Source organism: Autumnicola lenta (assembly GCF_031846515.1).
Lineage (GTDB): Bacteria > Bacteroidota > Bacteroidia > Flavobacteriales > Flavobacteriaceae > Autumnicola > Autumnicola lenta.
Window position 1 is genome coordinate 84,855 of the sequence record NZ_JAVRHO010000014.1, and the last position, 24,860, is coordinate 109,714.

The window sequence follows — 24,860 nt, forward strand, 5'->3', positions numbered from 1 at the left end:
TTGTTTTATTATTCTGAAACAACCGATTCTCTAAATATATCTTCTGAAAAAGAAAGTTTTTAACTGAAGATGTAAGGTGAAAATTGCCAATTTTCAATCATAGTCTCAAGACTTCAATTATCTGCGCCTGAAGGCTATTCTTCCATTGCAGAAATCAATTCATCGTTGATTTCCAGGTTGTGATAAACATTCTGCACATCATCATCTTCCTCAAATTTATCTACTAAAGCAAGTATTTTCTTAGCATCTTCAACCGGAAGTTCAATAGTATTTAAAGGAATTCGCTGTACTTCAGAATTTTTAGGCTCAATGCCCAAATCTTCCAGTTTTGAGGACATAAGTCCGAAATCTGTGAACTCTGTATAAACGGTGAGGTAATCTTCTTCTTTTTCTATAGTTGTGGCGCCTCCTTCTATCAATTCCAGTTCAAATTCCTCCAAATTCCGCGCTATTTTCTCTTTTTCAAGCATAAAAGCACCTTTTTTATCGAAAAGAAATTCCAGTGAACCATTAGTTCCAAGGCTACCTCCGTTTTTGGCAAATATCGACCTTACAGAAGCCACCGTCCTGTTAGTATTGTCTGTAGTACATTCAACAAAAAAAGCAATTCCGTTAGGCCCGTAACCTTCAAAAGTCACCAGCTCATAATTATCGGCATCGGCGCCGCTGGCCTTCTTTATAGCGCGTTCTATAGTGTCTTTGGGCATGTTTACACCCTTGGCATTGGAAATAGCATTACGCAGCGCGGGATTCGCCTCTGGATCTGGCCCTTCACCTTCTTTTACAGCAACGCTAATATCTTTTATCGCCCTGGTAAACTGCTTTGCCCTTCTTTTATCCTGCGCTCCTTTACGGTGCTTAATATTTGCCCATTTACTATGTCCGGCCATTTTTTTAGTCTTTAGTCTTTAGTCTTTAGTTTTTAGTTCGTAGTTCGTAGTGTGTTTTCTAATGATTACAAAGTTAAAAAAGTTCGGCACAAGGGAGAAATTTGGAACTGACTCAGAAAGGATGTACAAAATAACCTATCTTCATTGCTATGAATTTCAAATTTGAAGATTTAGAGGTTTACAAGAAATCTCTTCTCTTTACCGATCTGGTGTATATAAGTACGAAGGATTTTCCGAAGGATGAGGTATACGGCTTGACATCTCAATTTAGAAGAGCTGCGGTTTCAATTGCATTAAATATTGCCGAGGGTTCGGGGGGTTCAAAAAGGGAGTTCTCCAGATATTTAGGAATAGCTGCGAATTCTTTAAGGGAATGTATCGTTTGTATAACCATTGCAGAAAGGCAGCAATACATTTCTTCCCAATTGGAGAAAAAAATGAGAGCTGACCTGGTAGAAATAGTAAAGATGATTTCCGGACTCAAAAGATATCTGGAGAAAACCTGATTCTACGAAGTCCGAACTACAACTCTCCAAACTGATACTAATAATTTGCTTAAGAACTGTCGTAGTAATTTACTGCGGGATTTCAGAAATAATATTTCTTAATAAAAAGGAGAAAAATCCTCTGTGAATAATAGAGATAATTTTCGGCTTAAAAGAGATTTCGAGAACTTAACCCCACGAACTCCGAACTAAAAACTCCGAACTAATATTAGTCATTCAGTTTCAAAACTGCCATAAAAGCTTCCTGTGGGATTTCTACGTTTCCTACCTGGCGCATACGTTTCTTACCTTTTTTCTGCTTTTCAAGAAGCTTACGTTTACGGGAAATATCCCCACCGTAACATTTTGCAGTAACGTCTTTACGAAGTGCTTTTACGGTTTCACGGGCAATAATTTTTGCTCCGATTGCCGCCTGGATTGGAATATCGAACTGTTGTCTTGGGATAAGTTCCTTCAGCTTCTCGCACATTTTTTTACCAATATCGTAAGCATTGTCCACGTGAAGCAATGCAGAAAGTGCATCTACCGTATTTGCGTTCAGCAGGACATCTACTTTTACCAGTTTTGACTCCCGCATTCCAATTGGAGAATAATCAAAGGAAGCATAACCACGGGAAACCGTCTTTAACCTGTCATAAAAGTCAAAAACAATCTCGGCAAGAGGCATATCAAAAGATAATTCCACACGTTCTGTCGTCAGATAGGTCTGATTGGTAATTTCTCCTCGTTTTTCAATACAAAGTGACATTACGTTTCCAACATAATCTGCTTTCGTGATAATAGTAGCTTTTATAAACGGCTCTTCAACCCGGTTTAGGGAAGAAGGTTCAGGTAAATCTGAAGGGTTGTTTACCAGCAGTACTTCATCTGGATTTCTATTGGTGTAGGCATGATAGGAAACGTTGGGAACGGTGGTAATTACCGTCATATCAAATTCGCGTTCCAGCCTTTCCTGAATAATTTCCAGGTGTAACATCCCAAGGAACCCACATCGAAAGCCAAAGCCCAGGGCTGCAGAACTTTCCGGAGTGAAAACAAGGGAAGCATCATTTAACTGAAGTTTTTCCATGGAAGCCCTAAGTTCTTCATAATCTTCAGTATCAACGGGATAAATTCCGGCGAAAACCATCGGTTTTACATCTTCAAAGCCTGCTACTGCTTCCGTAGTCGGATTTTTTGCATCGGTAATAGTATCCCCAACTTTCACTTCCCGGGCATCTTTTATACCCGTAATAAGATATCCAACATCACCGGTCTTAATTTCTTCCCTCGGAAATTGCTTTAATCGCAAAGTTCCTACTTCATCTGCAGAATAATTTTTTCCTGTAGCAACAAATTTTATGTTCTGATTCTTTTTTATGGAACCATTAATTACCCTGAAATAGGTTTCCACACCACGAAAAGGATTATAAACCGAATCGAAAATAAGCGCCCGCAAAGGAGCATCTACTTTTCCGCTGGGAGCCGGTACTTTTTTAATAATGGCAGCCAGTATTTCCTCAATTCCCAGTCCTGTTTTGGCACTGGCAGGAATAATATCTGAATGTTCACAACCTAAAAGATCAACAATATCATCGCTAACAACTTCGGGATTAGCACTTGGCAAATCCACTTTGTTAAGTACAGGAATAATTTCAAGATCATTTTCCAAAGCAAGATAAAGATTGGAAATTGTTTGAGCCTGTATACTCTGGGCGGCATCTACAACGAGTAAAGCCCCTTCGCAGGCAGCGATAGACCGGGAAACTTCGTAGGAGAAATCCACGTGTCCGGGAGTATCGATGAGGTTCAGCACATATTTTTCACCTTCATATTCATAGTCCATCTGGATGGCGTGGCTTTTAATAGTAATTCCACGTTCGCGCTCCAGGTCCATGCTATCTAAAAGTTGTTCCTGCTTTTCACGATCTGTAACCGAACCTGTAAAGTCCAGCAACCGGTCTGCCAGGGTACTTTTTCCGTGGTCAATATGGGCGATAATACAAAAGTTACGTATGTTTTTCATTGATAATTTAAATGTTGTAGATCTGAAAAAAAGATCAGCAAAAATTGGCTACAAATATAGTTTATTTACAAGTCTTTAAAGAATATTTGTACGGCAGTGACAATTTCGTTTTCAAGGCAGATCGCGATAGAAATATTAACTCCTTCTGTGACAGAAAATTTTAGTACTTATATTGCAAATAAATAAAGCTGAGATTGATAATAATCACATATTTTGTGTGAATTAACTTTCTTCGTTGAGAAAAGATATTCTTAATTTGTTCCGAAGAAGAAAAAAATGATTTCAGAATTACATCAAAGCAAGGATTAACAGCAACATAATCTTCATATATGGCAAAATCAGATAGAGTAGAAGAATCTAAAATAGGAAGTTCTTCGGGAGATTCTAATCGGTCAATTATTATTATAGGAGCGCTGTTTTTTATCTTCGGATTTGTTACATGGCTTAACGCCCTCTTAATTCCGTATCTCAAGATCGCCTGTGAACTCACGACCTTCCAGTCTTATTTTGTAACCTTTGCCTTTTATATTGCCTACGTGGTGATGGCTCCCGTCTCCACTCGCACCCTCAGCTGGCTGGGCTTTAAAAAAGGGATGTCTGTGGCTTTAGTTATTATGGCTTTTGGAGCTTTACTTTTTATTCCTGCCGCGATGACGCGGTATTATCCTTTGTTTCTTACCGGACTTTTTATAATGGGAAGTGGGCTGGCAATTCTGCAAACGGCCTCCAATCCTTATGTCACTATTGTAGGACCGGCTGAAAGCGCTGCCAAAAGAATAAGCATCATGGGGATTTGCAATAAACTGGCTGGTGCGGCGGCTCCCATTATCATCGGATTTTTCCTGCAACTGGACAAAGCTGAAGAACTTTCAAGGACTACTAATGAGTCTGCATTAGATGAGATGGCGCTAAGAGTAATTCCGCCTTATATTGGAATTATTGTAGTGTTACTTCTCTTAGGCTTGTGGGTGTACAAATCCAGTTTACCGGAAGTAGAGGCCGAAGAGGAAGAAGACGAAAATGCTGCTCTTAAAGGGAGTAAAAGCATTTTTGATTACCCTCATGCCGTTCTTGGGGTGATTACTCTTTTTATTTATGTGGGGGTGGAAGTAATTGCTGCCGACACTATTATTGATTACGGAATTTTCCAGGGTTTTGATTTTGAGACAGCAAGAGGTTTTCCTACAGGAACAATGGTAGCGATGATTGCGGGGTACATAATAGGTATTATTGCTATTCCCAAATACATAAAGCAGGAAAATGCTTTAAAAGTATGTGCTATCCTTGGAGTGGCATTTGCCGTTGGGGCCATTTTTACTTCGGGCTTTGCTTCAGTAGCATTTATTGCATTACTGGGGTTGGCGAATTCGCTAATGTGGCCGGCAATTTGGCCGTTGACCCTGGCCGATGTAGGAAAATTAACTAAAACTGTTTCTTCGTTACTGGTTATGGGAATTGCCGGAGGTGCAATTATTCCCCTGGCTTACGGGGCTCTTGCAGGGGCGATGGATAAACAACTGGCATACTGGGTTGTTGTGCCTCTTTATTTATTCATACTATATTACGCGGTTGCCGGACATAAAATCAGAAAAGCATAAGACTCTGAAAATTTTCATTTTCAGAAATAAAACTTTCTTCGGAAAATAAAATTTTAGCTAACCTTTGCGTCAAACTTTTACATGGAACATCATAAACCCGATACCGAAAAATCTTCAAAATATAACGACTTGGAAAAAATGAGCATTTCGAAGTTGCTCACCAGTATTAATGCGGAAGACAAAACTGTTCCCGAAGCCATTGAAGAAGTTATTCCCGAAATTGAAAAATTGGTTGAGGTGATTGTCCAGAAAATGGAGCAGGGCGGAAGGCTCTTTTACATTGGCGCCGGTACCAGCGGGAGACTTGGTGTTCTGGATGCTTCAGAATGTCCGCCGACTTTTGGTGTGGATCACAATACGGTAATCGGACTCATTGCCGGAGGGGACGGAGCGTTGCGGAAAGCAGTGGAAAACGCCGAAGATGATACAGAACAGGCGTGGAAAGACCTTCAGCAATACCAAATTTCAGAAAAAGATGTGCTCGTGGGAATAGCAGCTTCGGGAACAACACCTTACGTGATTGGGGGAATTAAAGATGCACGTGAGAACGGAATTGCGACCGGATGCGTTACCTGCAGCTCCGAAAGTCCACTCGCAGCAGCTTCAGAATTTCCTGTAGAGGTAATTACAGGACCGGAATTTGTTACCGGAAGTACCAGGATGAAAGCGGGAACGGCGCAAAAACTGGTTCTGAATATGATCTCTACCAGCGTGATGATCAAACTTGGTCGCGTTAAAGGAAATAAAATGGTAGACATGCAGTTATCCAATAAGAAGCTGGTAGGCCGCGGTACAAGAATGATTATGGACGAGCTTGGGGTTGATGAAAAAGAAGCCGCGCAACTATTGGAAGAGCACAAAAGTGTAAGAAAAGTAATATCTGTTTATAAAAAAAGCTAGAGCATTTCATGTCCCAAAGAATATTTTTATTTGTATTGTTTTTTTGTAGCGTGTTATTATTTAATTCCTGTAAAACCACAAAACCCGCTGTTTCTCCTACTCCTGAAACCACAAAACCGGAAATAAAAGATACACTTTCTTCTTCAGAAAAAGTGTCACCGCCACCACCGCCTGCAATTCCGGAGGTTGTAGAGGAGAAAACTGTAAAATCTGAAGCCCCGCTTAAAATAGCCGAATTTCGTGCTGCATGGGTGACCAGTGTGGCGAATATTAATTGGCCCAGCCAACGAAATTTGTCAACAAGTCAGCAACAACAGGAAGCGCTGGAAATCCTGGATTTTCTGGAGGAGCATAATTTTAATGCGGTGATCCTGCAGGTAAGACCGCAGGCAGATGCGTTGTATGAGAGCGACTTGGAGCCTTGGTCCTACTTTCTTACCGGTGAAACAGGAAAAGCACCGCAACCTTATTATGATCCTTTAAGATTCTGGACAGAAGCCGCGCACAACCGTGGGATGGAGCTTCATGTATGGCTAAATCCATATCGTGCCTACCATACCACTGGTGGTGAAATTTCTGAAAAGTCGCTGGTAAAAACAAGGCCGGAGCTTATGACGAAGCTTAAAAACGGGTTCTGGTGGATGGATCCTGCCAAACAAGGCACACAGGATCATGTTTCTGCTGTGGTGATGGATATCGTGCAGCGTTATGATATCGATGGCGTCCATTTTGACGATTATTTTTATCCCTATGCTTCTTATAACGGAAAGCAGCAATTTCCCGATAATATTAGCTGGGATCAATATAAAGCAGAAGGAGGAAAACTGTTGCGGGACGACTGGAGACGGGACAATGTAAACAAATTTGTAAAACGAATCTATTCTGAAATTAAAGCTGAAAAACCGCATGTGAAATTCGGGATTAGTCCTTTTGGGATCTGGCGTCCCGGCCACCCGGCTTCTATAAAAGGAATGGACCAGTACAGCGAACTTTATGCAGATGCCAAATTGTGGCTAAATGAAGGCTGGATCGACTATTTTACACCTCAGTTATATTGGAAGATCAACCAGGTTGCTCAGAGTTTCCCGGTTTTATTGAGTTGGTGGAAGGATGAAAATACTGAAAACAGGCATTTATGGCCGGGTATTAATGATGCGCTTATCGGGGAAGAAAAGGAAAAGGATACGGATGAAATTACCAACCAGATTATGATTACCCGCGGAATTCTTGACAGTCGGGGAGCGGTACACTGGAATGTTGGCCCGATTATGAAAAATCCGGAACTGGCGCATGCTTTAAAAGAAGGTCCGTACAGGAAAAAAGCACTCGTTCCTGCAAGTCCGTGGCTGGATGATGAAGCTCCGGAAGTGCCCAAGCTGAATATTTCGAAAATTGAAGATAAATTAGAGCTAAAATGGGAACATACGGACCCGGATGATGTTTTTAGGTGGGTTTTGTATTTCAAATATGAAAATTCCGGGTGGGATTTCAGGATTTTCAGTAGGAATGAAAAGAAATTTGTATTGCACAATGCCAAAAATTTCAGTAAAATCGGAATAACAGCCGTAGATCGTACAGGAAATGAAAGTAATTTTAAGGAAATTGAGCTTCAGTAATTAGTTTTTTAGGAGCACCTTCAAATTTGGCAATTTTCGTACCTGTGGAATCAAAATGATGAATTTTAAAGCATGACCATGATGAAATCGATTAAAAACATAAAACTACTCGGACTTTTTCTCTTATTTATTACAGTTTCCTGTGATCAAAAAGAGGAAAAAGACGAGAATAAAGCTGAAGAAACCATTGCTGAGGTGCGGCAGGAGTTTGCACCAGATAAACGAGTGGCACTTTTTGATATTCAGGCGGAAAAGAAGGAGGACGTTTATATCTTAATGGGAGAATCTAATCTTCCAGAAGCAGTGAATAATCTCAAAGAAAAGTTAGAGGCCGAAAATGTCAATTTTCGGGATAGCATCAAAATTCTTCCGCAGGAGGAAATGGAGAATATGCAGCACGGAGTAATAAAAATCTCTGTTGCAAACCTGCGTGGCGAGGCTGCGCATTCTTCAGAATTGGTGACGCAGGCGACGCTTGGAACTCCCGTAAAAGTTTATAAAAAGGAAGATAACTGGTATTTAATCCAGACACCGGATAATTATTTATCCTGGGTTGATGGGGGAGGAGTGCAGATTTTTTCTGATGAAGAATTTAAGGACTGGAAATCTTCAGAAAAGCTTATTTACCTGCAGCCCTTCGGAAATTCTTTTGCGGAAGCAGACGAAGCTTCAGGAGTGGTTTCAGATTTGGTGGCCGGTGCTATTCTGGAATTTTCCGGCGAAAAAAATGGATATTTTGAGGTGGAATATCCCGATGGCAGAACGGCTTTTATTCAGCAAAATGAAGCAAAAAAGTATATGGAGTGGCTGCAGGAACTCGATCCTGAAGGTGACGACCTGATTGCTACTTCAAAAAAACTAATGGGATTGCCCTATTTATGGGGAGGCACATCGGCCAAAGGCGTTGATTGCAGCGGTTACACCAAAACCATTTTCTTCTTAAACGGAATGGTGATTCCGCGGGATGCTTCCCAGCAGGTCCACACCGGAAAACTCATCGATTCCACACGAAATTTTGAAAATCTCGTCTCCGGCGACCTTTTGTTCTTCGGAAGACCCGCTACAGATTCAACTTCAGAAAGAGTAGTGCACGTGGGCATGTGGATTGGAAATAATGAGTTTATTCACTCGTCGGGCAGCGTGCACGTGAGCAGTGTGGCTAAAGAAGCGCCTAATTACGACGATTTTGACTATAATCGTTACCTTAGAACCAAGCGTTTGCTGGACCAGGAGGGCGAGGGGCTAACCTACCTTCGGAAAAAGGACATTTTCACCGATTCCTCTTCAAAAGAAGAATGAAAAAGACCGATTTAGAAGGATTTGCGATAAATATCGTATAAAACCTTTAAATCATAATCGCTAAGGACTCCGTTTACGTCTTTTTGGATAAAATGAAGCTCAAAAGCCTGGATTGCGGAGCTTAAATTGGAAGTATCGTAGCCAATAATCTTCAGCGCATCTTCATAATTAAAATCTGAAGGAATAATATTCGGAAAAAGGAGACGGTCTAAAAACGGCAATTTTCGACCCGGAAAGTGCCTTTCCATGATCAGCAATTGCTTGTCGTAATTGTAGAATTCACTTTCCAACTGAAGATTGTCCACAACTTCTTCATTATACCAAATTCCGAAGCCTTCTTCAGCTAATTTCTCCCAAGGAAAGAAAACGCTGGGATCAACTTTCCGGGAAGGTGCAATATCAGAATGGCCAATCACATTTTGCGCCGGAATCTTATATTTTTCCCTTAGCATTTTAAGTACTTCAATTAAACTTTCGATTTGCGCATCGCTGAATTCCTCAAAGCCGTCGTTGTCGAGTTCAATTCCTATGGAGGCAGAATTAAGGTCTGTGGTGGTGCCCCAGCTTCCCACTCCGCCATGCCACGCGCGGTAATAATCGTTGAGCATGTGGTAAACTTCGCCGTTGTGGCCAATCACGTAGTGGGCGCTCACCTGCCTCTGGGGAGTTACGAAGGTATTTAAAGTTTGTTCTACAGAATCCTGGGCGGTATGGTGCAGGATCACGTAATTTGGCCTTCTAAGATTAAAATTTGTGGTTCCCACCCAATATTCGCCGTATTTTATATTTGGATTTTTAGCAATTTCCTCTTCAGGAGAAATTCGTAATTCCTTTGCAAAGACTTTTGTTTGCTTCTTATAAACCCTGTTGGTTTTAGCGTAGGGATTCGTGGCGCAGGAATTGAGTAGCAATAAAACAGGAAGAAAAAACGTGAGGCGGTAAACAGTTTTAATACTAATACTCTTCATAGAAACCAATGGATTTATTCCCGTAAAAATATTAAAAAGAATGTTCCTTTGCGGGAAAGTGAGATAAGGTTTTTAAAACCTTATAAGTTTGGTTGCTTTTCATACCTACAAGGTTAAAAAGAAACCTTGCAGGAAAAAATGCTACTCCTTTTTTCCATCAAATTTCCACCGCACAAAAGCTTCCATGGCTTCGTAGTTTGCAAGGCCAAGATTGAGGTAATTCACGGCAGTTTCCCTGTTTCTTTCTTCGGCTCTTACCCAAAATTCCCTCTCGTCGTCACCTGGAAAAACGGGGCGGTCTTTTTGTGACTGGTGTTGAAATATTGCATGTCGCTTCCTTTTAACTTCGTTTGGAGAAAGCGGTACTGCCATTTCTATCTCATGCGTTGGAAATTCCTGCCAGGCGCCGCGATACATCCAGAGCCAGCAATCTTTTGTCCATTCTTCGGTCTTCTGAAGCCTTTGCATAGCTTCCTTAATAATTTCGAAGCAAATGATATGGGTGCCGTGAGGATCTGCAAAATCCCCGGCTGCAAAAAGCTGGTGCGGTTTAATCTTCTGAAGGAGTTCCATGGTTAATTCTACGTCTTTTTCAGTATCCGGGTTCTTGACATACTTTCCTTTTTCATAAAAAGGCAAAGCCATAAAATGAATATTTTTGTCGTCCAGCCCGGCATATCTTGCGCCGGCAATGGCTTCAGACTTTCTAATAAAGGCTTTTACCTGCTGGATTTTCTCGATATCTACCTGATTGGGTTGCTTTTTCTGAAGAAAAGTGCGCATTTCTTCATAAGTCTGTTCCAGCTCAGAAGTATTTTTACCTAAACTTTTATCAAAATCTATAGCAAATTCCACATATCTCAGCACATCGGTATCCCAAACCGCAGTGTTTCCCGAAGTCTGGTAAGCTACGTGCACTTCGTGGCCCTGTTCTACCAGTCGAATAAAAGTTCCGCCCATAGAGATAACATCATCATCTGGGTGTGGGGAGAAAATCAGCGATGTTTTTCTGGCGGGAACTGCCCGCTCCGGCCGTTGGGAATCGTCTGCATCGGGCTTTCCTCCGGGCCAGCCGGTAATGCTGTGCTGCAGTTGGTTGAAAACTTTGATGTTAATATTGTAGGCAGGGCCTTTTTCTGTAGCCAGTTCTGCCATTCCGTGGCTGTTATAATCCTCGTCTGTTAGCTTGAGGATAGGTTTCTGAATCTTGTTGGAGAGCCAGATAATTGCCTTTTTTATCTGCTCATCGGTCCATTTGCAGTCTTTTACAAGCCACGGTGTATCGAACCTCGTAAGTTCTGAAGCGGCAGCTTTGTCCAGTACAAATTCTACATTATCTGTTAACTGAAGGTAGGTGGCGGGAACCTCTCCGGAAATTTCACCTTCCACAGCTTTTTTAATTATAGGCGCTTTTTTCCTGCTCCAGGCCATCAGGACAATTTCGTGAGCTTTAAAAATAGTCCCAATCCCCATCGTGATGGCTTTGGTAGGAACGTTTTCTTTACCTCCAAAGTCTCGGGAAGCATCCCGGCGTGTGAGATCATCTAAAGTGACCAGCCTTGTCCCGGAATTAGGGGCAGATCCCGGCTCATTAAACCCAATATGTCCCGTTCTTCCTATTCCAAGCAGCTGCAGGTCCAGACCACCAGCTTTGGTGATTTTTTTCTCATAGTTAAGGCAGTACTGCGCAATATCTTCCTTTTCTAAAGTTCCATCGGGAATATGAATATTCTCCCTCCTTATATTTATATGGTTAAAAAGATTCTCATCCATAAACCGCACATAACTCTGGGAAGCCTCCGGTTGCATTGGGTAATATTCGTCCAGGTTAAACGTGATCACATTATCAAAACTCAGTTCTTCTTCTTTGTGCAGTCGTATTAATTCCTGATAAACCCTTACCGGTGTTGCTCCCGTGGCCAGACCCAATACCGTTTTTTCTCCAGCTTGCATTTTGCGCCGTATAAGGTCTGCAATTTTTTGAGCTACTTTCTTTGAAGCAATTTCTTCATTTTTATAAACACGAACGGGAAGTTTTTCGAATCTTGTTTCTTCCAGGAAATTTAATCTGGCCATACGGGAAAGCTGTTTTTAGCACTTAATATTCAGTGAAATACAAAAATTAAGATTAAAATTAAGAAGAAGAATCTAATCCTGGTCATTTTTGGTTTAAAAAAGTAATTATAGATCAAATTACCTATTTTAGACTTCCGAAGAAATAAGCAGCATGAAAAGAAAATTCTCAGTATTTATAATAATCATCCTGACTAGCGTACCGTTATGGTCACAGCTTCACACATCTGGAAATCCCGATTTTCTGAAAAATAGAAACAGTAAATGGGTAGATTCTGTAATGACTACTTTGTCTCCAGATGAAAGAATTGCCCAGCTTATTATGGTTGCGGCTTTTTCTAACAGGGGGGAAGCGCACAAAAATGAAATCCTGGAGCTGGTACAGGAGCAAAAAGTAGGCGGACTCTTATTTTTCCAGGGAAATCCAGAAGCACAGGTAACATTGATGAATGAATATCAACGAGCTGCCAATGTGCCGTTACTGGGAGCGATTGATGCCGAATGGGGCCTGGGGATGCGGCTGGACAACACCATAAGTTATCCATACCAGATGGCGCTGGGAGCAATCCAGGATGAGGAAATGATCTATAAAATGGGACGGGAAATTGCCCGTCAGATCAAAAAGGTAGGGCTGCACCTAAATTTTGCCCCGGTGGTAGATGTAAACAACAATCCAGAAAATCCTGTGATCAATTACCGCTCCTTTGGCGAAGATAAATACAACGTGGCAAAAAAGGGGATTGCTTATATGAAGGGCCTGCAGGATGGGCGTGTACTGGCAACAGCAAAGCATTTTCCCGGCCATGGAGATACAGATACCGATTCGCATTACGGGCTTCCGCAGATTAATCATCCGTTTCCGCGACTGGATTCACTGGAGCTATATCCGTTTAAGGAATTGATTAGAGCCGGGGTGGGTGGAATGATGGTGGCCCACCTTAATATCCCCGCGCTGGACTCTACTGGAGTCGCTTCCACCTTGTCCAAACCTATTATTACCGGACTTTTAAAAGAACGGCTCAACTTTAAAGGTTTGATCGTGACCGATGCTATGAACATGAAAGGCGTGACTTTAGGAAATCTTCCCGGGGTGGTGGATAAAGACGCAATTTTGGCGGGAAATGATATGCTGGAATACAGCGAGGATGTTCCCAGGGCTATTGAAGAAGTCCGCGCTGCAATAAAGGAGGGGCTTATCACTCAGGAAGAAATTGATGAGCGCTGCAGGAAAATTTTAGCGATTAAGCAATGGGCAGGACTGGATCACTATCAGCCTTCGAAAGCAGCTAATATTCTGAAAGAACTTAATACTCCTAAAGCAAAAGAACTGAATGAAGATCTTGTAAAAGCTTCTCTTACGGTTCTGAAAAATGAAAATATGCTGTTGCCGCTTCAGCAAAAGGAGAGGAAAATAGCATCACTTTCCATAGGAGTGGAAAGAGAATCGGTTTTTCAGAAAAATCTGAAGAAAAATTACGAACTGGAGAATTTTCAGCTTTCGGAAGAAGCGGGCGAAGAGGAGGTTGAGAATGTAGTGCGAAAATTGGCAAATTTCGACCTTCTTCTTGTGGCAATTCACGATACACAGTCGCGGCCGGGGAATAATATTAATTTTTCTGAAGATGTTGCAGATCTAATCCTTCAGCTTGGCAATAGAGAGAATACCATCTTCAGCCTCTTTAAAAATCCGTACGTGATAGACAAAATTGAAGGAATTGAAAATGCCGACGGCTTGATCGTTGCCTACCAGGATTCTGAAACGGCGCAAAAAGTTACCGCCGGTTTTATAGCAGGAAAATCTGTGGCTTCCGGAAGGCTTCCTGTAAGTTTAGGAAAAAAGTTTGCTGCCGGAGAAGGTCTGTTTGTAAGAAATATAGCTGCACTATTAAGGCTGTACAGGACTTTTCTCTTATTTTAAAGCTGTGTGGTTTATAATTTTTGTAAATAATCTAAGCTTTTTGCAAATTATCTGATCAATTATGTAGGAAAGTTTATATTTGCGTGATTTTTTGATATTTAGAAGTTTATTTGAATGTTTAAGAACCCCACCACCCCCCTGTTTTTTCTGCTGTTTATAATTTTTAACTATTCCTACGCTCAAAACGAAGTTAGCGGTAAATTAATGGCAACCGGCGCACCTGTAGCTTACGCGAATGTGGTACTGCTAAGTGCTCAGGATTCTGTCTCTTTTTATAAAGGTGCAGTTTCAGATGAAAAAGGTAATTTCATTATTAACAACGTGGCATCTAACGATTATTTGATGAAGGTGACCTTTATTGGCTATGAAGAATACCAAAAAAGGATTAGTGTAGAGGGAAATACCCGATTAAATACAATTCCGTTAGAGGAATCTTCTTCAGATTTGGATGAAATCACCATCACCACCAGGAAACCGAATATAGTAAAACAGGTGGATCGGCTTGTTTTTGATGTGGAAAATTCCACGCTTTCCACCGGGAGTACCTGGGATATTTTGAGAAGTACCCCCGGAGTGATCCAGGTGCAGGGAGATCTTCTTGTAAAAAATGAAAGCGTAGCGGTTTATATTAATGACCGTGAGGTGCAACTGACTTCAGACGAGTTACAGACGTTGCTGGAAAGCTATTCTGCAGCAAACATAAAATCTATAGAAGTTATTACCAATCCTCCTGCGAAATACGAGGCTGAAGGTGGTGCTATTCTTAATATCAATACCTCAAAAGCGCTTACGCCGGGCTACAAAGGCAGTGTAGAGGGAAATTACACGCAGGCCATTTATCCAAAATACCAGTTTGGGACCAGCCATTATTATAAGACTGAAAAGCTGAATCTTTTTGCCAATTACAGTTTTAGTCCGCGTAAGGAAATTAAGCAGGATGACAGTTATATTAACTTCAGAAATAATGGAGACATTTTCTCCCGCTGGAATACAGATTTTGACAGGGTAACGCGATCACAGGCGCACAATGCCAACGCTATTTTGGATTATTACCTGGACGATAAAAACACCCTAAGCTTTACCACCAACGTGCTTATTTCACCAAATATCGACTGGGAAAATGATGTTTATTCGGAATTCAGAGATGCGCAAAGATCCCTGGATTCTACGCTGGTGACCAACAGTAATGTGGAAACAGATCTTAAGAACATCGCTTTTGACCTTCAGTACACGCACGATTTTGAAAGTGGCGCACAATTTTCTGCCAAAGGACATTTTACTGCTTATGACCAGGATCGCGCTCAATCTGTAAATTCAGATTATTTTGATGCAGCCGGAAATTTTATTCAGAATATAAATTTTGATACCGATGCGGCCCAGGAAATAGAAATTTTTACCGCACAGGCAGATTTTTCTTCTGCCCTTGGAGAAGCCAGTTTTGAAAGCGGACTCAAACTTTCTTCTATTAATTCTGAAAGTGCTATAGATTATTTTAATGCAGCAACACTGCAGCCTCTTTACGATAACTTGTCTGATGAATTTATCTACGACGAGAAAGTTTATGCTGTTTATGCAAGTATACAGCGGGATTGGGAGAACTGGAGTTTTAAGGGTGGTCTTCGCGGGGAATATACAGATCTTGAAGGGAATTCACTTTCTATGAACCAGGTGAACACGCAGGAATATTTTGAATTATTTCCAACGGCCTATCTTCAATACCAGGTGTCACAAAACCATAGTTTTACGCTAGACTACAGCCGCAGGATTTCAAGGCCAGATTATAATAGCCTTAATCCTTTCCGGTATTTCCTGAACGAGAACGATTTTAATGCCGGAAATCCGAACCTGCGTGCTTCCATCAGTAACAATTTCAATTTAAATTATTCGCTGAAGAACCAGTACTTTTTCGATTTATACTACAGGGATTACGGCAGGTCACCAGAAGTTCTTTCTTTCCAGGACAATGCATCTCAAAATTTGAGAAGGGTAAGTGTAAACCTTCTCGGCAGCGTTTCTTATGGAATAGATATTCTCCACGGTCGCTCCATTACCAATTTCTGGTATGCACAGGCGTACACTTCAGTTTTTCATGATGAGAATACTTTTGTGGCGATAGAAAGTGATAATCAGGAAGTAACCAATGAAGTTGACGGATTTTTTGGACAGTTGTACAACAGCTTCACGCTTTCTAAAGACGGTACTTTCTCCGGAACCCTTACCGGGGTGTATATTTCAGATTTCCTTTCGGGATCTTATCAGCTCGAGCCAATGGCGATGCTTTCTGTAGGTTTGCGAAAAAGCCTGTGGAACAACCGGGCCGTATTAACGCTTAATATTGAAGATATTCTGAATAAAACCAACACAAGACTTACTTCCAGGTATCTTAACCAGGATAATTCTTACCTCGCGCAGGAGGAAACGCAATATGTGCGGATTGGCTTTAAATATAACTTCGGAAACTTCAGGCTTAGCGATAATGAGCGTAGCATTGAAGCCGCCGAAAGGGATAGATTGTAAATCCCCCTAGCCCCCGAAGGGGGAACTTTTATACTCAAAAGTATATTCTGTAGTGATAATGCGAAGTTTGAGTCATGCTCTTAGAATGGCAATTATCGACGTGCTTCTGCTTAACAACAATATTTATTGATCTAAAACCCTTTTCGATTCCGCTCAAACTGACAGGCGGAGCTTTAGGTTACGGACCATGTCCTGAAAATGCCAATTATCGACCTGCTATATCACATTGTCCTGAAGAACAAAGATTAACTTTATGGAGGATCTAACTCCCTCCCTTCGGGAGGGTTGGGGTGGGATTTACTTTTTTCATACTTTTGCAATCAAAATAATTATTGTGGCTAAGATTGGAGACATAGATGTAGGAGAATTTCCGTTGTTGCTTGCACCAATGGAAGACGTGAGCGATCCTCCTTTTAGGGCGCTTTGTAAAGAACAGGGTGCAGATGTGGTTTATACGGAATTCATTTCTTCTGAAGGGCTTATTCGCGATGCTGCGAAAAGCGTGATGAAGCTGGATATTTATGAAAAAGAGCGACCTGTGGGAATCCAGATTTTTGGTGCCAACCTGGAATCTATGCTACAGTCGGTCGAAATTGTGGAAAAATCGGGACCCGATATTATTGATATTAATTTTGGTTGTCCGGTAAAAAAAGTAGTTTCCAAAGGAGCAGGAGCAGGGATTTTAAAGGATATCGACCTTATGGTTTCCCTTACCGATGCCATGGTAAAACATACTAAGCTGCCTGTGACGGTAAAAACACGCCTGGGCTGGGACCACGATTCTATTAAAATATTGGAAGTAGCCGAAAGACTTCAGGATGTGGGTTGTAAAGCAATTTCTATCCACGGGCGCACAAGGGCGCAGATGTACAAAGGTGAAGCCGATTGGGCTCCAATTGCAGAAGTAAAGAACAATCCGCGGATGCATATTCCGGTATTTGGAAACGGAGACGTAGATACGCCCGAGAGAGCTATGGAAATGCGGGATAAATTCGGATTAGATGGCGCGATGATTGGCCGGGCCAGTATTGGTTATCCGTGGTTCTTTAGAGAAGTAAAACATTATTTCGAAACCGGAGAACATCTTGCGCCGCCAAACCTTCAGGAGCGCGTGGAGGCGGCAAGACGGCATTTACAAATGTCTATTGACTGGAAAGGGGAGAAGCTGGGCGTTTTCGAAACCCGCAGGCATTATACCAATTACTTCAAAGGAATTCCGCACTTTAAGGAATACCGTATGAAAATGGTGACCAGCGATGATGCGGCCGATGTTTTTGCTGCTTTTGATGAGGTGGAGAAGGAATTTGCCGGATTTGAATTTGCTTAGCTGTTTTTAGTTTAGCCACGGATTCACGGTTTCATATTTTTATGCTCCCCTCCTTTCCAAGGAGGGGAATGAATTCAGCTATGCTGAAGAAAGGGGGTGGTTAAGCACGTAACCTGATAAAGACCTACGAGAAAAATTTTAAGAAATACCCCTCCGGCCTAAAGGCCACCTCCCCTTGAAAATAAGGGGAGGGGCTTTAAAATGTTTTTTAAAGAAAAAATTCGTGAATTTGTGGCAAAAAAATATTAAACCGCTCTTAAAGCCTTTTTGCTTCGGGCTGCAGCTACATAAGAAGCTATTAAACCTAAAATTCCGATAGTCAGGATCACAATTAATATGTTTTCCGCAGTAATCGCTACAGGATAAGCTAGGCTGGGCGTGATCATTACCAGGTCGTACTGCAATTGTAAATAAATAAGCAATACCGAGGTTCCAAGCCCAATGGTACCGCCTACCACGCACATGAGCATCCCCTGCAGGAAGAAAATATTTTTTATCTGGTTTGGGGTGGCGCCAAGGCTAAAAAGGGTTTTTATGTTCTCCCTTTTGTCGAGGATCACCATAATGATGGAGCCTACTACGTTAAAAAGGGCAATTATCAGCACTAATGTGAAGATGAGGTAGACCGCGAGATTTTCGGTATTCAGCATTTTGTAGAGCACTTCGTTTAGCTGCGCCCGGTCTTTAATAATCACCTCTTCCGGAAACAGTGCTTTAATTTTTTCTGAAACTACTTCAGGATCTGTTCCCGGGGCCAGTCTTAATTCCAAAGCAGAATATTGGTTATCGTCCAGATTCAGCAAATTCCGGGCGAAATTAATGTTGGAAAACACATATTTGGAATCCAGCTCTTCGTTAATCGAATAAATTCCGCTAACGATCACCTGCTTTTTATTAAAAGCATTCATAGGATTAGTGATTTGTCCTTTTCCAGGCTTCGGGACGAGGATATTCAGCAGTTCGTTATAATTAAACGTGCTTAATCCTAAAAGTCGGCTAATCCCAATGCCCACCACGACCTGTGGTTCACTGGAAGCCAGCCAGGTGCCGTCAAAAATAGCCTCTTCAATATTATTTACCTGCTGGTAATTTTCGTCCACACCTTTAATAAAAGCGGTGTGGTTTTTTGAACGGTAGTCGAGAAAAATCCGTTCTTCAATAACTTTACTGAAACTGGTGACCCCCTGAATTTGGCCAATATCGGCCGAGAGTCCTTCAGAAAAGGAAATTATTTTTCCCGTAGCCGGAAGCACTTTAAGATCGGGATCGAATTGGTTGGTATACGACAAGCTGAAATTGCGCAGTCCCGAAAATCCCGAGAGTACTATAAAAAGGGAAAAAGCACCTGCAAAAACGCCAATCCCCGCGATAATGGTAATAATATTTATCGCGTTATTACTGCTTTTGCTAAAAAGGTATCGCCTGGCGATGTAGAGTGAAAATTTCAAGTCACGACTTTTTCCTTCGGTCCAGTAGATCAGGATTAGAAATAGGGTCTTCAGTTCCCTTTATGGATTTTTCAATTCCTTCAATGTATTCAAGGGAATCATCGATATAATAATTAATATCGGGCATTTTACGCAGCTGGTTTTTAGTGCGCTGTGCCATTTCGTGCTTAATTTTTGGCTTTACGGCATTAATTTCTTCCAAAATTTCGTTACCATTTTTAGGCGGAAAAACGCTAAGATATGCCTTTGCTATAGAAAGATCTGTAGTGACTTTAACTTTGGAAACCGATATCAAAACGCCGGTTTTGCCCGCATCCCTTAAGTTATTCTGAAGGATATCGGCCAAATCTTTCTGCAGTACGCCCCCTATTTTCTTTTGTCTGTTAGTTTCTTCCATAGTGCAAAAATAACATATTTAAAGATTATAGTATTTTTATCTTCCTAAAATCGTGAAATAACCTGGAAGGTTGGTAACTTTTACAAAAACTATTGGTACAAAGGTAAAGAGATAAAAATGAAGAAAATAGAACATATAGGCATAGCCGTTAAGAACCTGGAAGAGGCAAATAAAACCTATAAAGCCCTTTTGGGTGCAGCACATTATAAGACCGAAAATGTGGAAAGTGAGGGTGTGGCTACTTCTTTTTTTAAGATTGGGGACAGTAAAATTGAACTGCTGGCGGCAACTACTCCTGAAAGCCCTGTGGCTAAATTTATAGCAAAGCGGGGCGAAGGGATTCACCACATGGCTTTTGCGGTAGATAATATTGAAGCAGAAATTGAGCGGCTTAAATCTGAAGGTTTTGTGCTTTTAAACGATGCTCCAAAAAAGGGCGCCGACAATAAACTGATCGCTTTTTTGCACCCAAAAAGTTCTAATGGGGTTTTAGTGGAATTGTGCCAGGAGATAATCCCCTCCCAGAATTTCGCAGAAAAGAAGGGGCTATAAGGGGATTGTAAAGTTGGGGGCGACGGAAGCGGGGGATGAAACGGTGTTGGGGTTTAGTATATTATAAAAAATAAAAAAGAAATGTTTGCTGCGTAAAATAGAATTATCTAAATTTGCGCCCTCATAACACCAAATGAGCCGGTCCTATAGCTCAGCTGGTTAGAGCACCTGACTCATAATCAGGTGGTCCCTGGTTCGAGTCCAGGTGGGACCACGCTAGTAAAGACAAGGCCTCCGAGAAATCGGAGGCCTTGTTGTTTTTAGGCGGGTACAACATAGGTACAACAAATTTTGAGGGTAAGAACAATGTTTACAATGAATTATATATTGTCTCGGCAGACCACCATAGTTGTAAAAACCTTTTAGAAATTGAGAGGCTTTTTTATGTGATAAAGTTAAGAATAGAGCGTTTATGCTGTGCTTCAGAGGAGTTCCTCTTATTTTTACTTCATTTTTTATTTCTTCTCTCCTATTTGTAAGGTTTCCTGAGTACAATAAATTTGAATGGAAGGTACTTTTAAAAACATTAATGATCTCCCAGATCTAAAATGAAGTATTAAAAAAAAATAATTGATAAAAAATAATGAGGGTGACATCAAATAGTGCGACACCAACCCCATTACTTTATTACTTATTTAAAAAAATCAACAATTTTTCTCCAAAATGTTTTCCTTCCATTATTGGGTAGTGTGGAGTCAGAATTACATTGATAAGGAAGGCTTGCAAAATATTCCTTTACTTCTTCTCGATCCATTTTACGCTTCTTCATAACCTGGGTATGTGACCAGTTTTCAGCCCAGTGAACTTCACTGTTGATTATCCAGTAATGGGAGCGGCAATCAAAACTCCAATTGCCTATGGATGGGTCTAAACTAATTTGTTTCCCATCATATACCATTTTCCAACTTTTAGGAGATAAGGGAGTGTGGACTTTCTCACCACATCCGCAGGCACATTTGTGAATAACAGCCCTAAATTCAGGAGAAATATATAATATACCTTCTTCTATGATTTTAGGCATGTAGTGTACGAATTTAGTTTGTAGAGTCATTGTTGATAATTTTATTTACATCAATTGAGAAACTACTGTCTAATTCGAAACTTAAATCTGAATAATAACCATAGTACTTTTTCCACTTTATAATTGCAAAATCTGCATTAAGGGAATTAAGTTCCGAAATCTGAATATTGGATGAATATTCGTCATCTTCAGGATTTGCAAAGCTTACTCTCTCCCCCCAAACATGATTTCGGTTGTCTTTGGTGCTTAGCGTTGTCCTTGTGGAACCCCTTAATTCATCACCTTTCCTTCTTATACTAATACCACAATCAATAAACGGAATTTCCAGTTCTTCTAGCTTTTTAAAAATAATTCTCTTTGCATCTCCTCTATCTATGGCAATAAAGACAAAGTCAAGATCTTTTAATATACCAATATTAGTTTCATCCAAGTACTTGGAGTGAGATATGATATTTTTGTGAAGTTGAGAATATATTTCTTGTAAGTAATCCACCTTAAAAGAATTTTGATCTATTCTTTCTTTGGAAACCGCTCCAGGAGACCTGAAAGCATTATGTTGTTGAAATTTATCTCCATCAAAAAGATAAATTTCACCTACCATAGTTTTAGCTACTTTGTCAAGAATATAGGAGCCCGTGCCTCCAAGCCCAATGATTCCAATTTTTAAGCCCGATAATTTCGAATTTATAGCATCAATTTCTGCCCTTGAAGAGTTGGTATCACTATATTTTAAAACACTATTTGCTTCCTTGGATTCAATGACCTTTCCAGTTTTTGCATTTGCTTCTGGGAAAAAATGCTGGGCTGGAGCTGATACAATATTAATGTATGTAGTCATTTTAGCATAGTATGTTGGATACATAGGTTTTGGTTTATGGGAAAACATATGATTGGTCACTATGCCAAGTCCTAAATTGTGAGTTCTACTGGTATTAATTAGCTGTTTCATGACTGAACCATCGGTATTGCATGGTGGTCCTCCAATAAAGTAAGCTACATGATCTGTTACCCTTGGGGAAGACACGTTGGAAACCAACGTGCCTAATTCCAAGTCTCTATCTGAATTTAGAAAGGGAACACTATGAATTAATAGAAAATTTCCTCTCATTTCTACTTCATAACCAGAGTTACGAAGTTGATTTATATCCGTATTAAGATTTATCTGTACAGCCGACATTGAAAATCATTTTATTTTTGACAGAAATCACATCTCCTTTGACCATACTACCTTCTGGTTTGCTTGGTACGCCATTAAAATAATTAACGGTGTAAATTACATTGGGATTTGTCGAAATACTTCCATATTCTAAAACAACTACTTCTTCAAAGGAAATAGTTTCCTTTGACCATTTTTTCGGATCACCTTCTACTATTACAAATTCGATTTTTACATCAATCTTATTGGTAGTGAACCGAGAGTTTTTTGTTATGGCAATTTTATGTTCAACATCATCTTTATAAGTTACCTCTACATTTCCATTTCTTATCTCCATTAGGGAATATTTATCAGAATTTATTCCAGCAGCTGTCATGATTTCTAAAGGCGTCATAAAAGATTCTTCAACTTCCACATCCTTATCATCCACTTTTATGATAAGAGGTTTATATGGTATGGCTCTAAATGCTTCTATGCCGGCCGTATTGAGATCGATAACTTCTTCCAGTTGAATAGGTGTAAAACCTTTCTCATTTATCTTATAAAGAAGTTCATAATCTTCAGCTGGTTTTAGATTTGCAAGATTCAATAAATCACGTCCAGTTAATTTTGATTCGTTGGAGTCGAACTTTTTATTATTTAATTTGAATGAATTCATTTTATTTATATTTAACATTGTATTATCCCATTTGAGGAGAGGGTTCTACCTACTCTATGCTTTAAAGCAGTTCGAGTTAACTACTCAGGCAGTACAATATGTTAAACAACTTGGCTAATAACGATGATGTTATTACATTTGCAGAACATATAAAATTATAGGAATGGGTTTTCGTTAAGGTGACTAGCCGCGAAAATTATGTGTCTACTAAAACATTATTCCTTTATAATCTAATCCAATCTATTGCGCCAACAATGGGTTGGATTTTTTATTTTTCTAAGTCTTCATTCTCTTTTTAAAAAATTAGTTAAGCAAATATAAGGTAAATTATTATTGGTAACAAAAATGTAAACTAAAAATCAATTTTAAATGGTTTAAAAAAATAACTTTAGGTGAACGATACAAATGTATAATAAATAGAATAAGTGTATGTGTTCAGTATATTTTTTTATGTACAAAAATTTTAAAGTTATTAACAATTTATTGTTTATTAATGATGTATAGCTTATATTTGCATGATAATAAATTTATATAACTATTTATGCCTAAGCATATTAATCATCCTGGAGTGAATTTGAAAGAGATTATCTCTGAAAGAAATTTAAGTCAGAGAGATGTTTCTGCTAAATTAGATATTGCTCATTCTTTATTAAATAATATTTTAAAAGGAAATAGGAATATTAATATTAAAATTGCTATTGCTTTAGACTCAGCAGGATTTGGAAATGCTAATGATTGGTTGACGCGACAAATGGAGTATGATCTTTATATTGCCGAAAAAGATGAGGATACTATAAAAAAAAGGAAATCAATTAAAGACTGGAGCTTAATAGAAGATTCAAGTATTGTTCCTCTATCATATTTCAAGAAACAAAATATTGGAATTAGCACCTCGGAAGATATTCAAAAAATCTATCAAATTTATGATGTGGAGAATGTTCAGGAGCTACAACAGAGAATAGATAAATTTAATCCAACTTATTTTAGAAAATCATCCAAATTCGCAGAAAATAAAAATCACGTCATCGCCTGGTCTCTACTGGCTAAATACAAAGCATCAATTTTAGAGGTCTCTAAGTTTAATAGATCTTCAGAAAAAGAACTTCTAGAGAATTTGAAAGAAATCTTTTATAAGGGAAATGATGTTGTAAATAAATCTCAAGATATTTTAAAGAAATATGGGATTAAATTTTTTATACTAGATCGTCCTTCTAAAACCCCAGTTGATGGTAAATCTTTTATGTCTCAAGAAAATCCAGCAATTGTACTTTCAATGAAATATAAAAGACTTGATAATTTTGCATTTACACTTTTCCATGAATTGGGTCATGTATTTGAACATTTAACCAATCCAATGAAGCCTGAATTTAATACAGAAGAATTCTTTGTTAATAGTTCGAATACCGAATTAGTAGAATTTGAAGCAGATAATTATGCTAGAAATCGACTAATTGAACAGAAGCTCTGGAATGATTTTATTAATTTGAATGAGGAATTTTCTGATGAAGTAATACTTGACTTTGCGAAAAATAACAAAATTCATCCTGGGATAGTTAGAGGTAGAGTTTGTTTTGAGTATAATGAGTATTATCGCAAAAGAAGTTCGATTACCGCTATGAATAGACTAGAGCTATAGGTTAATCCGATTCTTGACTTTGTTGCATGCGGCATTAAAGTCTCAAGTTTCAGTAAAATTTAGACTTGTAGATTTCTTCTCATTGGCTCAGATCTTATTCTCTCTCCAAAATTTCGATGAAATTTTAGGTTATTACCTATGTTACTCTAGTAACTTTCGAGAAACTGAATGCTTCTTTCAGCAGTAGGATCTCGATTGACCTTTTCTTTATTTTTCTTTTGGTTATATTTAATAGGTTGAACCTATTGCCATGGAAAAATTTATTCTAAATGCTGGAAAAGCACTGGCTAAATGGAGATCAGGAATAAATTATTTCCTGGAGGATAAAGTACAGAATAGCTCAACCAACCTTATTCTCTGGATATCTCGGATCGA

General features: G+C 39.7%; 19 protein-coding genes and 1 tRNA gene. 11 read left to right on the forward strand and 9 right to left on the reverse strand.

Annotated features, from left to right (window positions below; all coding sequences use genetic code 11):
- Positions 1-134: 134 nt before the first annotated feature.
- Complete coding sequence (locus tag RM545_RS11210; protein ID WP_311495368.1) at positions 135-890, reverse strand: YebC/PmpR family DNA-binding transcriptional regulator; 756 nt, start codon at positions 888-890, stop codon at positions 135-137.
- Positions 891-1,039: 149 nt separating this feature from the next.
- Here RM545_RS11210 and RM545_RS11215 point away from each other — a divergent pair, with 149 nt between their 5' ends.
- Complete coding sequence (locus RM545_RS11215; protein WP_311485295.1) at positions 1,040-1,396, forward strand: four helix bundle protein; 357 nt, start codon at positions 1,040-1,042, stop codon at positions 1,394-1,396.
- Positions 1,397-1,604: 208 nt separating this feature from the next.
- Here the strand turns inward: RM545_RS11215 and lepA are convergent, their stop codons facing one another.
- Positions 1,605-3,401: a translation elongation factor 4 gene (lepA, locus tag RM545_RS11220; RefSeq protein ID WP_311495369.1), complete on the reverse strand. Its 1,797-nt coding sequence runs from the start codon at positions 3,399-3,401 to the stop codon at positions 1,605-1,607.
- Between the two features lie 329 nt (positions 3,402-3,730).
- Here lepA and gluP point away from each other — a divergent pair, with 329 nt between their 5' ends.
- From gluP to RM545_RS11240, 4 genes are all read left to right on the forward strand, one after another.
- The gene (gene gluP / locus RM545_RS11225; RefSeq protein WP_311495370.1) at positions 3,731-4,999 is read left to right on the forward strand and encodes a glucose/galactose MFS transporter; all 1,269 of its coding nucleotides are present in this window, start codon (positions 3,731-3,733) and stop codon (positions 4,997-4,999) included.
- Positions 5,000-5,080: 81 nt separating this feature from the next.
- On the forward strand, positions 5,081-5,899 hold the full coding sequence (gene murQ / locus RM545_RS11230; protein ID WP_311495371.1) for an N-acetylmuramic acid 6-phosphate etherase: 819 nt from the start codon (positions 5,081-5,083) through the stop codon (positions 5,897-5,899).
- Between the two features lie 8 nt (positions 5,900-5,907).
- Positions 5,908-7,515, forward strand: a complete 1,608-nt coding sequence (locus RM545_RS11235) for a glycoside hydrolase family 10-like protein (RefSeq protein WP_311495372.1) — start codon at positions 5,908-5,910, stop codon at positions 7,513-7,515.
- A 78-nt stretch (positions 7,516-7,593) separates the two neighbouring features.
- A complete protein-coding gene (locus tag RM545_RS11240; protein ID WP_311495373.1) occupies positions 7,594-8,814 on the forward strand; it encodes a C40 family peptidase in 1,221 nt (406 codons plus the stop codon).
- 11 nt (positions 8,815-8,825) lie between these two features.
- Here the strand turns inward: RM545_RS11240 and RM545_RS11245 are convergent, their stop codons facing one another.
- Together RM545_RS11245 and nagB are read right to left on the reverse strand one after the other, a co-directional pair.
- Positions 8,826-9,782: an N-acetylmuramoyl-L-alanine amidase gene (locus tag RM545_RS11245; protein WP_311495374.1), complete on the reverse strand. Its 957-nt coding sequence runs from the start codon at positions 9,780-9,782 to the stop codon at positions 8,826-8,828.
- A gap of 141 nt (positions 9,783-9,923) precedes the next feature.
- Positions 9,924-11,858 (reverse strand): glucosamine-6-phosphate deaminase, encoded by a 1,935-nt coding sequence (gene nagB / locus RM545_RS11250; protein ID WP_311495375.1) that lies wholly within the window; start codon positions 11,856-11,858, stop codon positions 9,924-9,926.
- A gap of 151 nt (positions 11,859-12,009) precedes the next feature.
- Here nagB and RM545_RS11255 point away from each other — a divergent pair, with 151 nt between their 5' ends.
- From RM545_RS11255 to dusB, 3 genes are all read left to right on the forward strand, one after another.
- On the forward strand, positions 12,010-13,773 hold the full coding sequence (locus tag RM545_RS11255; RefSeq protein WP_311495376.1) for a glycoside hydrolase family 3 protein: 1,764 nt from the start codon (positions 12,010-12,012) through the stop codon (positions 13,771-13,773).
- A gap of 114 nt (positions 13,774-13,887) precedes the next feature.
- Positions 13,888-16,290 carry a TonB-dependent receptor domain-containing protein gene (locus tag RM545_RS11260; protein ID WP_311495377.1) on the forward strand — a complete coding sequence of 801 codons (2,403 nt, stop codon included), beginning with the start codon at positions 13,888-13,890 and terminating at the stop codon, positions 16,288-16,290.
- Between the two features lie 334 nt (positions 16,291-16,624).
- The gene (gene dusB / locus RM545_RS11265; RefSeq protein ID WP_311495387.1) at positions 16,625-17,617 is read left to right on the forward strand and encodes a tRNA dihydrouridine synthase DusB; all 993 of its coding nucleotides are present in this window, start codon (positions 16,625-16,627) and stop codon (positions 17,615-17,617) included.
- 245 nt (positions 17,618-17,862) lie between these two features.
- On the opposite strand, the gene RM545_RS11270 is transcribed toward dusB, so the two are convergent.
- Both RM545_RS11270 and rbfA read right to left on the reverse strand, forming a co-directional pair.
- Positions 17,863-19,065, reverse strand: coding sequence for an ABC transporter permease (locus tag RM545_RS11270; RefSeq protein WP_311495378.1), 1,203 nt, complete (start codon positions 19,063-19,065; stop codon positions 17,863-17,865).
- 1 nt (position 19,066) lies between these two features.
- On the reverse strand, positions 19,067-19,462 hold the full coding sequence (rbfA, locus tag RM545_RS11275; RefSeq protein WP_311495379.1) for a 30S ribosome-binding factor RbfA: 396 nt from the start codon (positions 19,460-19,462) through the stop codon (positions 19,067-19,069).
- A gap of 117 nt (positions 19,463-19,579) precedes the next feature.
- On the opposite strand from rbfA, the gene mce reads away from it, so the two are divergent.
- The gene (gene mce, locus RM545_RS11280) at positions 19,580-20,014 is read left to right on the forward strand and encodes a methylmalonyl-CoA epimerase (RefSeq protein ID WP_311495380.1); all 435 of its coding nucleotides are present in this window, start codon (positions 19,580-19,582) and stop codon (positions 20,012-20,014) included.
- A gap of 140 nt (positions 20,015-20,154) precedes the next feature.
- Positions 20,155-20,228 (forward strand) — tRNA-Ile (locus tag RM545_RS11285).
- Positions 20,229-20,645: 417 nt separating this feature from the next.
- On the opposite strand, the gene RM545_RS11290 is transcribed toward RM545_RS11285, so the two are convergent.
- From RM545_RS11290 to RM545_RS11300, 3 genes are read right to left on the reverse strand one after another with little or no spacing between them, the layout of a single operon-like run.
- Positions 20,646-21,035 (reverse strand): ubiquitination-like system serine protease family protein, encoded by a 390-nt coding sequence (locus tag RM545_RS11290; protein WP_311495381.1) that lies wholly within the window; start codon positions 21,033-21,035, stop codon positions 20,646-20,648.
- 13 nt (positions 21,036-21,048) lie between these two features.
- Positions 21,049-22,212, reverse strand: coding sequence for a ThiF family adenylyltransferase (locus tag RM545_RS11295; RefSeq protein ID WP_311495382.1), 1,164 nt, complete (start codon positions 22,210-22,212; stop codon positions 21,049-21,051).
- On the reverse strand, positions 22,187-22,849 hold the full coding sequence (locus tag RM545_RS11300) for a multiubiquitin domain-containing protein (RefSeq protein ID WP_311495383.1): 663 nt from the start codon (positions 22,847-22,849) through the stop codon (positions 22,187-22,189). The genes RM545_RS11295 and RM545_RS11300 overlap by 26 nt, the downstream gene beginning before the upstream one ends.
- Before the next feature lie 541 nt (positions 22,850-23,390).
- Here RM545_RS11300 and RM545_RS11305 point away from each other — a divergent pair.
- Complete coding sequence (locus RM545_RS11305) at positions 23,391-24,485, forward strand: helix-turn-helix domain-containing protein (RefSeq protein WP_311495384.1); 1,095 nt, start codon at positions 23,391-23,393, stop codon at positions 24,483-24,485.
- The last annotated feature ends 375 nt before the right edge of the window (positions 24,486-24,860 follow it).